This is a genomic window from Phytoactinopolyspora alkaliphila (assembly GCF_010550695.1).
Classification (GTDB): domain Bacteria; phylum Actinomycetota; class Actinomycetes; order Jiangellales; family Jiangellaceae; genus Phytoactinopolyspora; species Phytoactinopolyspora alkaliphila.
Window position 1 is genome coordinate 323,255 of record NZ_JAAGOB010000006.1, and the last position, 15,073, is coordinate 338,327.

At 68.8% G+C, this 15,073-nt stretch carries 9 protein-coding genes; 3 read left to right on the plus strand and 6 right to left on the minus strand.

The genetic code is table 11. The features are described 5' to 3' along the window. Positions 1-443 precede the first annotated feature (443 nt). From G1H11_RS13525 to G1H11_RS13535, 3 genes are all read left to right on the plus strand, one after another. Positions 444-3,317, plus strand: coding sequence for an Rne/Rng family ribonuclease (locus G1H11_RS13525; RefSeq protein WP_163819091.1), 2,874 nt, complete (start codon positions 444-446; stop codon positions 3,315-3,317). A 146-nt stretch (positions 3,318-3,463) separates the two neighbouring features. Next, a complete protein-coding gene (locus G1H11_RS13530; RefSeq protein ID WP_163819092.1) occupies positions 3,464-5,005 on the plus strand; it encodes an MFS transporter in 1,542 nt (513 codons plus the stop codon). Positions 5,006-5,016: 11 nt separating this feature from the next. Next, complete coding sequence (locus G1H11_RS13535; RefSeq protein WP_163819093.1) at positions 5,017-5,664, plus strand: TetR family transcriptional regulator; 648 nt, start codon at positions 5,017-5,019, stop codon at positions 5,662-5,664. On the opposite strand, the gene G1H11_RS13540 is transcribed toward G1H11_RS13535, so the two are convergent. The 6 genes from G1H11_RS13540 to G1H11_RS13565 all read right to left on the minus strand — a co-directional run bounded on the left by G1H11_RS13540 (position 5,629) and on the right by G1H11_RS13565 (position 15,045). Next, positions 5,629-6,438 carry an MBL fold metallo-hydrolase gene (locus G1H11_RS13540; RefSeq protein ID WP_163819094.1) on the minus strand — a complete coding sequence of 270 codons (810 nt, stop codon included), beginning with the start codon at positions 6,436-6,438 and terminating at the stop codon, positions 5,629-5,631. The genes G1H11_RS13535 and G1H11_RS13540 overlap by 36 nt on opposite strands. A gap of 31 nt (positions 6,439-6,469) precedes the next feature. Continuing rightward, positions 6,470-7,225, minus strand: a complete 756-nt coding sequence (locus tag G1H11_RS13545) for a maleylpyruvate isomerase family mycothiol-dependent enzyme (protein ID WP_163819095.1) — start codon at positions 7,223-7,225, stop codon at positions 6,470-6,472. Beyond that, complete coding sequence (locus G1H11_RS13550) at positions 7,222-7,827, minus strand: TetR/AcrR family transcriptional regulator (RefSeq protein WP_163819096.1); 606 nt, start codon at positions 7,825-7,827, stop codon at positions 7,222-7,224. Before G1H11_RS13550 ends, G1H11_RS13545 begins: the two co-directional genes overlap by 4 nt. A gap of 49 nt (positions 7,828-7,876) precedes the next feature. After that, the gene (gene hrpA / locus G1H11_RS13555) at positions 7,877-11,824 is read right to left on the minus strand and encodes an ATP-dependent RNA helicase HrpA (RefSeq protein ID WP_163819097.1); all 3,948 of its coding nucleotides are present in this window, start codon (positions 11,822-11,824) and stop codon (positions 7,877-7,879) included. A 66-nt stretch (positions 11,825-11,890) separates the two neighbouring features. After that, a complete protein-coding gene (locus G1H11_RS13560) occupies positions 11,891-14,296 on the minus strand; it encodes a glycoside hydrolase family 65 protein (RefSeq protein ID WP_163819098.1) in 2,406 nt (801 codons plus the stop codon). After that, positions 14,293-15,045, minus strand: coding sequence for a beta-phosphoglucomutase family hydrolase (locus G1H11_RS13565; RefSeq protein ID WP_163819099.1), 753 nt, complete (start codon positions 15,043-15,045; stop codon positions 14,293-14,295). Before G1H11_RS13565 ends, G1H11_RS13560 begins: the two co-directional genes overlap by 4 nt. Positions 15,046-15,073: the final 28 nt, after the last annotated feature.

Below are 15,073 nucleotides of genomic sequence, written 5' to 3' on the forward strand. Positions count from 1 at the left end.
AATCGGATACTCGAGGGACTGGGGCGGTGGTGCGGCCCTACGCTGCGGCGTCGTGGGGTTTGGGCGTTCATGTGCGATACTCGACAGTGGTCGGGCGGGAACTACCGTCTGATCCGGCGACTCCCTCGCCGACGTACCGCGCATGGAGCATGCTGCCGACCGAGAGGCCGGCGCGCGCCAGGCACGGTGGCGCTCGGCACGGTGGCAGCGATGCCGATGTTCAGCCGCGAGGTGGAGTGCGAAGAACGGCTCTGCCGACGCGGCGGCATTCCGGTTCGCCCACTGACGCATACGCCGGTGGGCGTCGTTGACGACAGGCTTCTTCGCCGGTGCACGGTAGGGCCCGCGCCGGCGGTCGAACAGCGTCCTGGTGCCAGGCGGCTGCGCTCCGCGAACGCGGTGGCTGCGCCGCACGTCACCGGGCTGACGGGAGTACACAGAACATGCAAGACGAGAACACTGGCTTGGCCGAGAATGAGAATTCGGTCGAGCAGACAGAGCCTGCCCGACGCCGCACTCCGCGCAAGCGCACGGCAAGCCGGGTCGCAGGCCCGCCTGAGGAAGGCGCCGCCACGGAACCGGCCCCGAGCACGGCCGCCGCGGACCTGAGCAGTCCGGACGCGACCGACCCCGGCACACCGGAGACGCCGTCCCAGAAGAAGAAGGCGGCTGCGAAGAAGGCGCCGGCGAAGAAGGCCGCCGCCAAGAAGGCACCGGCCAAGAAGGCGGCTGCGAAGAAAGCAGCGGCCAGGAAGGCCGAAGCCGTCGAGGCGGTGGCCGCGGAGACGATCGCGGCGGAGACGATCGCGGCGGATACGGCGGAGACTGAGCCGCCCGCAACCGAGGCCGAGCAGCCCGCACCGCGTGCCAGCCGGTCGCGCAAGCGTGCGGCCCGCGGTACCAGCACCGCCAGCAGTGACCAGGCAGCCACCACGGCACAGGTCGTCGCGGCAGCTCAGGCCGCTGACGAACCGAATGAGCGCGAGGGGTCCGCGGCGGCCTCGACGGTTCTGTTCCAGCCCCCGGCCTTCGATGCCACCCCGCTGTTCGAACCGCCCACGCCCGCCCAAGCGGCCGCTGCCCGGGCCGCCGTGGTGGCGGGCGAGGAGCTGGCCGAGGAGGACGACGCCAGCGAGGCGGCGGAGCCTGCATCCGGCGACGACGATGACGAGAGCGGCAACCGCAGGCGCCGGCGACGCCGGGGCGGACGCGGCCGCCGCAAGAAGGGCGACGGTCCGTCCGACGATACCGACCAGGAAAGCGACGACCCGCCCGGCGACGCGCAGAAGTCCGCGGCGGCCAGGGACACCGGCTCCGGTGAGGATGCGGCCGACGACGCAGATGCCACGGCGGAAGCCGGTGACGACGGTGAAGGCGACGGCGAGGGTCAGGACGGCAGCCGCCGGCGCCGCCGGCGCCGCCGGCGCAAGAGCGAGGGCGACGAGGACAACCGTTCCGACGACCCGCCGCACACCGTGGTCAAGGTGCGGGAGACGAAGGACTCCGACGACGAGGTCAGCCTGGTCAAGGGTTCCACCCGCCTCGAGGCGAAGAAGCAGCGGCGGCGTGAGGGCCGCGAGGCCGGCCGTCGCCGGCCGCCCATCCTGACCGAATCCGAGTTCCTGGCTCGCCGCGAAGCGGTCGACCGGGTGATGGCGGTCCGGCAGGACGGCGACCTCACTCAAATCGCCGTGCTTGAGGACGACATCCTGGTGGAGCATTACGTCAGCCAGGCCTCGCAGCAGTCGATGATCGGCAACGTGTACCTCGGCCGGGTGCAGAATGTCCTGCCCGCGATGGAAGCTGCCTTCGTGGACATCGGACGCGGCCGCAACGCCGTCGTCTACGCCGGCGAGATCGACTGGGCCGGTCTCGGCCACACTGACGGGCCGAAGCGTATCGAAGACGTGCTCAAGTCCGGCCAGTCGATCCTTGTGCAGGTCACCAAGGATCCGATCGGGCACAAGGGTGCCAGGCTGACCGGCCAGGTGAGCCTTCCCGGCCGGTACGTCGTCTACGTCCCGCGTGGCTCGATGAGCGGGATCAGCCGGAAGCTGCCGGAGAACGAGCGCAACCGGTTGAAGAAGATCTTGAAGAAGGTCGTGCCCGAGGACGCCGGTGTGATCGTGCGTACTGCCGCCGAGGGTGCGTCCGAGGAGGAGCTGACCAATGACGTCGAGCGGCTGCAGGCCGAATGGGAGGCGATCCAGAAGAAGACCTCCGGAAATGCGCCGGCCTTGCTGCACGGCGAGCCCGATCTGGCGATCAAGGTCGTCCGTGACCTGTTCAACGAGGACTTCACCAAGCTCGTGGTGTCGGGCGAGCGCGCCTGGTCGACCATCGACGAGTATGTGAGCGGCGTCGCCTCGAGCTTGCGTGACCGGGTTCAGAAGTGGACCGGAAACAACGACGTGTTCGCCGCGTTGCGGGTGGACGAGCAGATCGCCAAGGCGCTGGACCGCAAGGTGTGGCTGCCGAGTGGTGGCTCACTGGTGATCGACCGCACCGAGGCGATGACGGTGATCGACGTCAACACCGGGAAGTTCACCGGCTCCGGTGGAAACCTCGAAGAGACGGTCACCAAGAACAACCTCGAGGCCGCGGAGGAGATCGTCCGGCAGTTGCGGCTGCGGGACATCGGCGGCATCATCGTCATCGACTTCATCGACATGGTGCTGGAGTCCAACCGGGACCTCGTACTGCGCCGTCTGGTGGAGTGCCTGGGCCGGGACCGGACCAAGCACCAGGTCGCGGAGGTGACCTCGCTCGGCTTGGTCCAGATGACCCGCAAGCGGATCGGCACCGGGCTGCTGGAAGCGTTCAGCGAGCCTTGTGCCCATTGCAAGGGCCGAGGCGTCCAGGTGCACAACCACGTGGGTGTCGAAGGCAGCAAGTCCAACGGCGACGACAGCTCTGGACGCTCGGAGCGGCGCGGCCGCCGCAGGCGTGGCGAGCAGCAGCAGACCGAGAAGCCCGAGCCCGCGGCAGTCCCGAAGCTCGAGGCGCTGGCCAGCCCGGGTGAGGCTTCGCCGGCTGACCTGATCCCGGTGTCGGCAGGTACACCTGACGCCAACGGAGTGTCGGCATCCCCCGTGAGCGCCGAGGCGGACACGCGCGGTGTTGCCGTGGAGACGAACGGCTCCCCGGCGGAGCCAGTGGCAACCCCGGCGGAGCCAGTGGCAACTCCGGCGGAGCCAGCGGACGTTCCGGAGTCGCCTACCGGGGACGATGACGCGCCGAAGCCGGCACGCCGGGGCCGGCGCCGGGCACAACGCCCCGCCGGCAGCCCTGACGAGCACGCGGACGCCACAGCCTGATTCCTTCACACCCGTGAGGCGGCCCTGACCATTGCGGTCAGGGCCGCCTCGTCGTTGTGCACCGGGTTTGACGTGGTTATTGAACGATAGTACAAATAGAACGATCGTCCAATAACATGATGGACCCGTGAAGGAAGAGGAACTCGATGAACGTCGCGATCGCATCCCGGGCCGGCTGGCGAGAGTGGACCGGCCTCGCGGTCCTGGCTCTTCCCACGGTCCTGCTCGGCCTGGACATGACCGTGCTCTATCTGGCCATGCCGCATCTCGCCGCCGACCTGCAGCCGAGCAGCGTCCAGACGTTGTGGATCATGGACGCCTACGGGTTCATGATCGCGGGATTCCTGATCACCATGGGAACGCTGGGGGACCGCATCGGTCGCCGGCGGCTCCTGATGATCGGCGCGGTCGCCTTCGCGGTGGCGTCGGTCCTGGCCGCCTACTCCACGAATCCGGAGATGCTGATCGGGACGCGTGCGGCGCTGGGCATCGCCGGAGCCACGTTGATGCCCTCCACGCTGGCCCTGATCAGTAACATGTTCGCCGACCCGCGCCAGCGCGCGTTGGCTATTGGCGTCTGGGTGACGATGTTCGGCCTCGGGATGGCGGCCGGCCCTTTGGTGGGTGGCGCTCTCCTGGAGCACTTCTGGTGGGGTTCGGTGTTCTTGCTTGCCGTCCCTGTCGTGGGGCTGGTGCTGCTGGCCGCTCCGGCCTTGTTGCCCGAGTACCGCGACCCGCGGCCCGGGCGGCTCGACCTGCGAAGCGTCGCGCTGTCGCTCGCGGCGATGCTGCCGGTGGTCTACGGCGTGAAGGAACTGGCCAAGGACGGATTCGGCCCAACCCCGGCCGTGACCGTCGCGGTGGGTGTGATCATGGCCGTTGTCTTCGTTCGCCGCCAGCGCGGATTGGCCAGCCCGCTGATGGACGTCGCCTTGTTCGCCAGCCGCACCTTCAGCGCCGCGCTCGGCGTGATGCTGGTGGGGCTGGTCGGTGTCGGTGGCGCGATGTTCCTTGTCACCAACCATCTGCAGTTGGTGAAGGGCCTCTCACCCTTGGCGGCCGGCGCCGCTATGGGGCCGCCGGCGCTGATGATGGTGGTAGCGGCGATCACGGCACCGCTGCTTGCCCGGCGAATCCGGCCGGGCGGGGTCATCGGCGGCACGTTGGCGCTGTCGGCGCTCGGGTTCATGCTGCTGGCCCGGCTCGACGCCGACGCCGGAGTTGCGAGCGTCGTAGCCGGCTTCTCGTTGGTCTATCTCGGACTCGGGGCGATCGCCGCCCTGGGCACGGACCTCGTCGTCGGCGCGGCGCCGCCGGAGAAGGCAGGCTCGGCGGCCGCGATATCCGAGACCGTGCAGGAGCTCGGGTTGGCAGCGGGGGTGGCTCTGCTGGGCAGCGTGGCCACGGCCGTCTACCGCCATCGCATCGCCGGCCTCGTTCCGGAGGGGCTGTCCGGTGACGCCGCGCGATCGGTGGAGGACAGCCTCTCCGGGGCTACGTCCGTGGCACACCTGCTGGAGAGCGACGCGATGGACGCGGCCAAGGGTGCGTTCACCTCGGGGCTGAACGTCGTGGCAGCCATGGGTGCCCTGGCGATGGTGATACTCGCCGTGGTGTCCGCTCGGGCGTTGCGGCACGTGAATGCGGTGGGCGCGGACGCCGTCCGCGAGAGCGAACCTGCCAGCTAGAGTGAAGCACCGTGGATCAGGGCGCATCGGGCCGGAGGCCGGCAACAGCCACCGACGGGAGGCTGGCTCGGGGGGAACGTCGCCGGGCCGAGATCATCGACGCCACGCTGCGCGTGGTGGAGCGCGATGGCGCGGCCGGCGTGACACACCGCACTGTGGCTCGGGAGGCGGGCGTGCCGGCCAGCTTGACCACGTACTATTTCGCGACTCTGGACGACCTGCTCGTGGCGGCGTTGACCGAGGTGTCGGACGAGTACGTACGGCAGCTCGACGAGATCGTCGAGAGTGGCGGCGACGAGGTGGGCGGCTTGGCCGAGCTCATCGTCGCCGCGGCCGGCAACGGCCGCCGTCGTGCGCTGGCCGAACGAGAACTCTCCACGCTGGCGGCGCGCCGGCCGGCGTTGCGGCCCGTGGCACGCCGCTGGCGGGACACGGTCGCCGAGATCGCCCGCCTGCACACGTCGGACCCGCTGGCGGTCGACGCCATGGTGGCCGCGGCCGACGGCATGTGCGCGGCCATCCTGCTGGCAGGTGAACGTCCGGACGTGTCCAGGGTGCGTGCCGTGCTTGCACGCACCCTGGGAACCGGCGAAGCCGACGTCAGCCTGCCGATCACGTCCGGATCACACCGCGGCTCCCGGCTCGAACGTGGCCAGTAGCTGTTCCAGCGCCCGTTGATCAGGTCCGACGAACGGGTTGGCCCCGGGGGCCGCGGCAAGCATGTCGAGGAACGCGGTGCTCTGCCCGATGGCCGGGGGCAGGTGTGAGCTGAGAATGACGTCCGGATCCGCGGCGCGAAGCGGCTGAAGGGTGGCGTGGAAGGCATCCCGGTCCACCGAGTGCACCCACGGACTGTCCACGGCGGCCCACAGCAGTTGCGCGTCGTTGAGATCCCGGGCGGGAACTCCCCGGACGTCGTCGCTGGCCGCCAGCTCCGGGCTGGGCAGTGGCGCACCGAAGCAGTCCGAGGTGAAGCAGGCGCGAGTCTTGTCATCGTAGAAGCCGACGGTGGCCGGACTGTCGAAGAGTGGAGGCCGGAACGCGGTCAGCGTGCGGTCTCCGACGTCGAGGCGTTCGCCGGGATTGAGCAGATATACCCGGTCCATCGGCAGGGGACGCTCGGTCGACATGATCCCCATGCCGAGAAACGTGGTGATGACCTTTGCCTGCGGCGCGGCCTCGAGCAGATCGAACAGGCCGCCGGTGTGGTCGCGATCCGGATGCGTCAGCCAGATCCAGCGGACGTCCGCCGGGTCCACGACCGAGCCCAGTGTGTCGAGGAAGCCCCGGTCCGGGAGGCTGAGCCCGGTATCGATGACCACCGGCTGGGACGCGTGCAGGACGAAGGCGTTGACCGGCAGGAAACCGACGCCGGGGATAGGCGCCGTGTCGTTCAGGACGGTGATGTCGCGTGTGATCCGGTGGATATCCACGGGTCCTCCTGATGTGTGAAGGCAGATGAGGTCAGAAGGGGACGGGCTCACCGAGCAGACCCGGGCCGGAGCCCCGGCCGGAGACGGTTCGGCAGAACTGGACCGCGTCGATGGTGATGTCCTCGCCGCCGTTGCCATGGGTGAACGTGCCACCTGCCGGGCCGGTCAGGGTGAGCGTGAACGACTGGCCGTGGCGACGGGCCCATTCTGCGACGACGTCGCTCACCACACGGCCGTCGTGCTCGGGTGTGAGAAGCAATTCGCGTCCAGTGGCACGGCTGAGATCTATGCGATGCATCCATGGGTCGCGAGTCAGGATGATGTCGAAGAGGTAACCGAGGCGCCAGGTCTCGACGCCCTTCGGCATCTCTTGCTTCATCGGCAGCGCGCGCAGTGGGCGGGGGACCCGGTAGCGTCTACGGGCAGCCCGCGGGCCGGCTGCGGCGATCCGTTCGAGCAACTCGTCGACTCCTAGGCCGGCGCGGTCGGCCACCTGGACCTCGGTCATGCCGTCGATGGTGGGGCCGTCTCCCGCGGCCTTGCCGCCGGCCCTGATGACGTGCACGAATTCCCGCACTGAGCAGGTGAACTCCATCATGCCGAGCATGTGTCCGGCCATCGCGCGTACGTCCCATGCGGGGCAGTCCGTGGGTTTCGACCACTCCTCGTCGTCGAGCGACCGGAGAAGGTCGAGGGCCCGGTGGTGTTCGGTGGTGGCCAGGTCACGAGCTTCCCGGTGGCTGATCTTGGGTATGTGCTGGACCGGCGTGGCCATCGTGCTGGTCATTCTGGTTCCCCCTTCATGTGCTGCTGGACGTAGGCGTAGAACATCTCGATGGCGTCGTCCGTCAGCCCGATCCAGCGACTGCCGCCGGGGTCATTGGAGATCTGCTGGTCGGCGAGCCCGGTCCCGATAGCGGTCAGCAGGTCGAGCGCCCTTGCGTCGGTCACGCCGCTGCTCTGCAGCAGGGTCACGACTTTCCGCAACCCCTCCTCGGAGAGTGCGAATGACTCTTTGGAGGGTTCGAATCCGGGGACCACCCGCTGGAACAGGAGCTGGTAGCGCACAGTGTTCTCGGTGCAGAACCCGACGAAGAACCGCATCACTGTCTTGAGATCAGCCACCGTCTCGCCGGTCAGCCGGACCGACGCGTGTGCCTCAAGGAATTCACGGCAGCCCTGGGCGAACATCGCGTCGTACAGGGCGTCCTTGGAGTCGAAGTACGAGTACAGCGACGGGGGGCGCATGCCGACCTTCCGTGCGACGTCGCGCAGGGTGAGCCCGCCGATGCCGTGCGTGCGCGCAACTTCCCATGCCGCGTCCACGATCTCCGCGATCGTGCTCGAACGTCGTTCGGCAACCCGACTCCGCGTTGGTTCTCCTAACATGATTAGGATAATCGCACGCCGTTCGGTTTAAGGCAAGGGTTTGGAGTGCTCAGGGAGCGCGGAGCTCGGCGATGGCGCGCAGGATCCGCTTCTCGGAGACGGGATGAGCGGTGCCGAGTTCTTGAGCGAACAAGCTGACCCGCAGCTCCTCGATCATCCACCGGACGGCCTCGTGCTCACCGGTGGGGCGCTGGTCCGGCGGGATGGCATCGAGGAGGTCGTGGTAGGCGTCCTCGACGTCCGCGACCCGGTCCTTGAGCAGCAGGTCGCGTTGCGGGGCCGTACCGAGCTTCTCCACCCGGCGCTCGAGTGCCCGCAGATACCTGGTGAGATGCGTCAGCCGTCTGCGGCCGGTGGCGGTGACGAAGCCGGGATGGACCAGCCCGTCGAGGTGGTGCCGGGCGTCGGCCACGGATTCCGGATTCGCCGTGCGGGGAACGCCGGTGAGGGAGGCTTTGATCCGATGTGCGACCACCAGGATGCGTTCGACATCGGCGACCACGGTGAAGACCGCCTCGATGAGCGAACCGCGCACCTTCTCCCGCAGCGCAGCGAAGCTCGCCTGGTCCCACACGGGGCCACCGGCATCGGCGATCAGCGCGTCGGCGGCGCAGGCCGTGCAGTCGCCGATCAGGTCCGCCACCGTTCCGTCCGGATTCTGGCTGAGCACCAGCTTGGTCTGGTTGTTGAGGTGGCGCTGGACGAAGGCCACCGGCGAGGGAACGCTGAGCAGCAACAGCCGCCGTACTCCGGCGGGATGCGCCGCGCTCTGTTCCGCCGCGCTGTGCAGCACCCGCACGGCGGCGCTGTCGCCCTCGTCGACCAGCGCAGGATAGCCGGTCACCAGATGACCACCCTGTCTGCGCTCAAAGGTACGGGGAAGCTCGCCCACGCTCCACTCCCGCAGTCCTGACCTCTCGATACTGGACGCGGCGGCGGAGACGGTCTTGCGCATGTCGGCCTGCAGGCCCTGTTTGAGGACGGCGAGGTCCTTGCCCTCGGCCACCGGCGTGCCTTTCTCGTCGATCACCCGGAAGGTGACCTTGAGGTGATCGGGCACGCGATCGGCGTCGAAGTCCGCGGGCGAGACGGGCACCGCCCGCAGCCGGGTCAGCTCCCGTGCCAGTGCCTCTGTGAGCGACGCGTCGGAGCCCGACGACGGCAACCGCGGCAGCAGGGCGCGCGCCGTGTCCGGAGCGGGGACGAACGATCGCCGGAGTTGCTTCGGCAGGGATTTGATCAGCGCGACGACGAGCTCCTCGCGCAGGCCCGGCACCTGCCACTCGAATCCACCGGAGTCGACCTGGTTGAGAACGGGGAGCGGCACCTCGACCGTGACGCCATCCGCCCGGGCACCGGGCTCGAACTGGTAGGTCAGCGGAAGCTCGTGCTCACCCTGGCGCCACGTGTCGGGATAGTCGCCGGGGCGGACGTCGTCGGCGGTGTCGTTGATCAGCAGCTCGGCCGAGTAGGTCAACAGGTCGGGATCGTCGTGCCGGGCCTTCTTCCACCAGGCGTCGAAGTGCCGGGCCGACACGACGTCGGCCGGGATGCGCTGGTCATAGAACTCGAAGAGGGTCTCGTCGTCCACCATGATGTCGCGGCGGCGCGCCCTGTTCTCCAGATCCTCGACGTCCTCCAGCAGTTCTCTGTTGTGGTGGAAGAAGTGGTGGCGGGTCTCCCAGTCGCCCTCGACGAGCGCGTGCCGGATGAACAGCTCCCGGCACAGCACGGGATCGACCTTCGAGTAGAGGACCTTGCGCGACGCGACGATCGGCACCCCGTACAGGGTGACCTTCTCATAGGCGCGAACGGCGCCAGCCTTCTTCTCCCAGTGTGGCTCGCTGTAGCTGCGCTTCACCAGGTGTCCGGCGAGCGACTCCGCCCATTCGGGCTCGATCCGGGCGTTGATCCGGGCCCACAGTCGCGAGGTCTCCACCAGTTCGGCCGCCATGACCCAGCGCGGCGGCTTCTTGAACAGCCCGGAGCCCGGAAAGACGCCGAACTTGGTGCCGCGGGCGCCCAGGTACTCGTTGGCCTGGCCCTCCTTGACGCCGATGTGGGAGAGCAGCCCGGCGAGAAGCGACGTGTGGATGCCGTCGGCACTGCCCGGCGTGTCGTTCAGGGTCACCCCGAGGGGCTTGACCAGGCTGCGCAGCTGTGCTTCCAGGTCCTGCCACTCGCGGACACGGAGGTAGTTGAGGAACTCCGTCCGGCACATCTTGCGGAACTGGTTCGACGAGCGGGCACGCTTCTCGTCGCCCAGGTAGCGCCAGAGATTCAGCAGCGCGGCGAAGTCCGACGTGGGATCACGGAAGCGGGCGTGCTTCTCGTCCGCGGCCTGCCGCTGTTCGGACGGGCGCTCGCGGGGATCCTGGATGGACAGCGCCGCCGCGATGACGATGACCTCGCGGGCGCTGCCCTGCCGATCCGCTTCCAGGATCATCCGCCCGATCCGCGGATCGACGGGCAGCTCGGCGAGCTTCCGCCCGATCTCGGTCAGCCGCTTCTTCGGGTCCGTGGCGCCGGGATCGAGCGCGCCGAGCTCGTGCAACAGGTCCACGCCGGCGGCCACACTGCGTCTATCCGGCGGGTCGATGAACGGGAACGCCGCGACGTCGCCCAACCCCAAAGCCGTCATCTGCAGGATGACCGAGGCGAGGTTGGTGCGCAGGATCTCCGGGTCGGTGAACGCAGGACGAGACTCGTAGTCCTCCTCGGAGTACAGGCGGATGCAGATGCCGTCCGCCACCCGGCCGCACCGGCCCGCCCGCTGCCGGGCGGAGGCCTGCGAGATGGCTTCGATCGGCAGTCGCTGCACCTTGGTGCGATGGCTGTAGCGGGAGATGCGGGCGGTCCCGGCGTCGACGACGTAGCGGATGCCGGGGACCGTGAGCGAGGTCTCCGCCACGTTGGTGGCCAGCACGATTCGCCGGTCGTTCCGGCGAACGCCGCGCCGGTCGAAGACCCTGTGCTGCTCGGCCGAGGAGAGCCGCGCGTACAGGGGCAGCACCTCCGTGCGGGCGGGGCGATCGCGGGTGTTCTCGTACCGCTTGGCCAACGCGTCGGCGGTGTCCCGGATCTCCCGTTCCCCGCTGAGGAAGACCAGCACGTCCCCGGGCGGCTCCAGCGCCAGCTCGTCGACGGCCTCCACGATGGCCTGGACCTGGTCCCGCGGCTCGTCGGACGCGTCGGCGCCGGCGTCGTCCGGGACCAGGGGCCGGTACCGGATCTCCACTGGGTAGGTCCGGCCGGAGACCTCGACGATCGGAGCGCCGGAGAAGTGAGCCGCGAACCTCTCCGGGTCGATGGTGGCCGAGGTGATGATCACCTTGAGATCGGGGCGCCGGGGAAGAAGCTGCTTGAGGTAACCGAGGATGAAGTCGATGTTGAGACTGCGCTCGTGCGCCTCGTCGATGATCAGCGTGTCGTAGCGGCGCAACATCCGGTCCTGTGTCATCTCGGACAGCAGGATGCCGTCGGTCATCAGCTTGACCAGCGTCTCGTCGCCGGTCTTGCGGGTGAATCGGACCTGGTAGCCGACGGCGTCACCCAGTTCGGTCTTCGTCTCTTCAGCGACGCGTTCGGCGACCGTGCGCGCGGCCAGCCGGCGCGGCTGGGTGTGGCCGATAGCCCCACGGATGCCACGGCCGAGCTCCAGGCAGATCTTCGGCAGCTGCGTGGTCTTCCCCGAGCCGGTCTCACCGGCAACGACGACGACCTGGTGGTCCCGGATCGCAGCCGCGATGTCGTCTTTGCGCTGGCTGACCGGCAGCTGTTCCGGATACGTGATCGCCGGAACGCGGGCCCGCCTGCGGGCGATCCGGTTCTCGGCGGAAGCGATCTCGGAAGCGATCTCGGTGAGGGCCTTCTCCCGGCCGTTCCCGCCCCGGATCTTGCGGATGCCGTCCAGCCGCCGGCGGAGCCGGTGCTCATCCCAGAGGGACAGTTCGGGGAGCCGGGAGCGCAGATCAGCGGCGGACGTGGACGTAGACATACCGCGTTACAGCCTACGGTGCCGAGCGCCGGCATTCATCTTGTTATCGCCCGGCCGGTTCCTTCGTCAGCGGGCGAAAGTGCTCCTGGGCGATCCCGGGCCCTGGGCGCCCCGGCGGATCGGGGCGCGCCCGGCCGGCTGTGTGGGCTCCACGTCAGGAGGCGACATCTTCGGGACGGGCCGGGTGACCGGTTTGCCGATCTTCACCGTCACCCGCTCCCCGTGGTGCAGCAGCTCGAGCTGAGACCCGTCCTCGTGGTCGCCCTCACGCAAGTAGTACGTCACCTCGTCCGGGCGGACGCTGACCCGAAGCCGCAAGCCGCGCCAGAGCAGCGAGAAATCCATCCTGCTGATCCGGCTCGGCAGCCGCGGCGCGAAGGAGAGCTCCCCGTCGTGGTCGCGCATCCCGCCGAATCCGGCCACGATCGCCAGCCACGCGCCGGCCAGCGAGGCGAGATGCAGCCCGTCCTCGGTGTTCGAGTGGCTATCGTGCAGGTCCGTCAGTGCCGTCTCGCCGAGATAGTCGTGGGCGAGCTCCAGGTGGCCGGTCTCGGCGGCGAGCACCGCCTGTGTCCCGGACGACAGCGAGGAGTCTCGCACGGTGCGAGCTTCGTAATAGTGGAAGTTGCGGGCTTTCTGCTCCGCGGTGAACGCGTCGCCGCGCCAGTGCATGGCCAGGACGAGGTCGGCCTGCTTGCAGACCTGCCTGCGGTAGAGATCGAAATACGGGTGGGTCAGCAGCAGCGGGTACTCCTCCGGCGGGGTGTCGTCGAAGTCCCATTCCTGGTATCGGGTGAACCCTTCGGACTGCTGGTGGACGCCGAGCTCCTCGTCGTACGGGATGGTCATCGACGCGGCAGCGTGCCGCCACGAGGCGGCCTCTTCCTCGTCGACGCCCAATGAGTGCGCGACTTCCGGGTAGCGGGCCACCGCGTCCGCGGCGCCGAGCAGATTCCGTTGCGCCATCAGGTTCGTGTAGACGTTGTCGTTGGCCACGGCCGAGTACTCGTCCGGTCCGGTCACACCGTCGATATGGAAGTCGCCGTGCCGGTCGTGATGGCCGAGCGAGCGCCACAGCCGGGCGGTCTCCACGAGCAGTTCGACGCCGATCTCGCGTTCGAAGTCGTCGTCGCCGGTGGCCTGGACGTAGCGCATGGTGGCATCGGCGATGCCGGCGCCGATGTGGAACGCGGCGGTGCCGGCCGGCCAATAGCCGGACGTCTCCTGACCTCGGATGGTCCGCCACGGGAACGCGGCGCCCTTGAGGCCCAGCGTCGCGGCTCGCTCACGGGCGAGATCGAGCGTGGCGTGCCGCCAGCGCAGGACCTGGACGGCCGCCTGGGGCTTGGTGTAGGTGAGTACGGGCAACGCGAACAGTTCGGTGTCCCAGAACACGTGGCCGTCGTACCCGGGCCCGGTGAGGCCTTTGGCGCCGATGGGACGCATCTCGTTGCGCGCGCCCGCTTGCAGCACGTTGAACAACCCGAACCGAACGGCCTGCTGGACCTCGGGGTCGCCGTCCACCCGGACGTCGGCGCCGTCCCAGTACTCGTCCAGGTACTCCTGCTGGTCCTTGACGAGCCCGTCCCACCCACTCAGCCGGGCGGCGGCGAGCGCCGCGCCTACCTGGTCGCGAAGGGCAGGAATGGATCGCTGGCTCGAGAAGCCGTAGGCGAGGAACTTCACCACCGTGAGCCGCTCACCCGGCTTGCGCACGCATGCCATCGTGGTGCGGGCCCAGTCCGGGAACGCCTCGGTGGTGACCGTGGTCTCCTGGGAGTCGTCGATGATGTGCGCCATGGAGGCCGCCATCCGCAGACCGCTCTGCTTTGTGCGGTGGATCAGTAACGCGCCGCTGCCGTTGGCCAGGTGCTGCTCCGACCGGAGCGGCTCGCGCAGCACGGCGGCGACCCGCGGGTCGTTCTTGGTGATCGGAAGCTCCTCGTTGGCCACCAGCCCGGACTGGATGACCAGCCGGGTCTGCTCGCCGTCCAGCGGCTCCACCTCGTAGCGAATAGCCGCCACGGCACGCTGGGTGAACGAGACCAGGCGCGTGGAGCGCACGCGCACAGCGCGGCCGGCAGGGGAGACCCACTCGATGGTGCGCTCCAGCGTGCCGGTCCGGAAGTCCAGGATGCGCTCGTGTGAGCGCACCTCGCCGTACCGGACGTCGAACGGCTCGTCGTCCACCAGCAGGCGGATGAGCTTGCCGTTGGTGACGTTGACCATGGTCTGGCCCTCTTCGGGGTACCCGTAACCCGCCTCGGCGTAGGGCAGCGGCCGCAACTCGAAGAACGAGTTCAGGTACGTGCCGGGCAGCCCGTGCGGCTCACCTTCGTCAAGGTTGCCGCGCAGGCCGATGTGGCCGTTTGATAGCGCGAACACCGACTCCGACTGAGCGAGGACGTCCAGGTCCAGTCCAGCCTCGCGGATCCGCCATGGCTCACAGGGGTAGCCCTTTTCCCGAATCATGCTTGGTGTGCTCCATCCAGAAGCTTGTCAAGATCGTCGACGACGACGTCGGCGCCGTTGGCGCTCAAGGCTTCAGCCTGCCCCACTCGGTCGACGCCGACAACGTAGCCGAATTCACCCGCGCGTCCCGCCGCGACGCCGGAGATCGCGTCCTCGAAGACTGCGGCCTCGCCCGGGGAGACACCGAGTCGCTCGGCGGCGAGCAGGAAGGTGTCCGGATGCGGCTTGCCCCGCAGCTGCTCCTCGCGGGCGGTGACGCCGTCGACGCGAACCTCGAGCAGGTCGGTCATCCCGGCCGCGGCCACGACCTCCTGGCAGTTGGCGCTGCTCGAGACCACCGCCCGCCGGAGCCCGGCTTCCGCGGCGGCGTGCAGGTACCTCATCGATCCTTCATACGGGTCGACGCCGTGCTCGCGCAGCTGTTTCACCAACACCGTGTTCTTCCGGTTGCCGACGCCGTGGACGGTCTGGGTGTCTACCGGGTCGTCGTGCCCGCCCTCCGGCAGGGTGATGCCGCGCGAGGCCAGGAACGAGCGCACGCCGTCCTGCCGCGGCTTGCCGTCGACGTAGACGTTGTAGTCCTCGACGGGGTCGAACGGCACGTAGGGCTGGCCGGTCTGCTCGGCGTGCCGGCGGAGGAACTCGTTGAACGTCTCCTCCCACGCCGCCTTGTGCACGATGGCGGTAGGGGTCAGCACCCCGTCCAGGTCGAACAGGCACGCGCGTATGTGATCAGGTAAGCCCAACATGTCCTTGACCGCCTTGCCGAAGTATGTG

What these genes read in the sequence shown, in the direction of transcription:
- G1H11_RS13525 (WP_163819091.1), top strand. Translation starts at nt 444, where the DNA reads ATGCAAGACGAGAACACTGGCTTGGCCGAGAATGAGAATTCGGTCGAG.
- G1H11_RS13530 (WP_163819092.1), top strand. Translation starts at nt 3,464, where the DNA reads ATGAACGTCGCGATCGCATCCCGGGCCGGCTGGCGAGAGTGGACCGGC.
- G1H11_RS13545 (WP_163819095.1), bottom strand. Translation starts at nt 7,225, where the DNA reads ATGACCAGCACGATGGCCACGCCGGTCCAGCACATACCCAAGATCAGC.
- G1H11_RS13550 (WP_163819096.1), bottom strand. Translation starts at nt 7,827, where the DNA reads ATGTTAGGAGAACCAACGCGGAGTCGGGTTGCCGAACGACGTTCGAGC.
- hrpA (WP_163819097.1), bottom strand. Translation starts at nt 11,824, where the DNA reads ATGTCTACGTCCACGTCCGCCGCTGATCTGCGCTCCCGGCTCCCCGAA.
- G1H11_RS13560 (WP_163819098.1), bottom strand. Translation starts at nt 14,296, where the DNA reads ATGATTCGGGAAAAGGGCTACCCCTGTGAGCCATGGCGGATCCGCGAG.
- G1H11_RS13565 (WP_163819099.1), bottom strand. Translation starts at nt 15,045, where the DNA reads ATGTTGGGCTTACCTGATCACATACGCGCGTGCCTGTTCGACCTGGAC.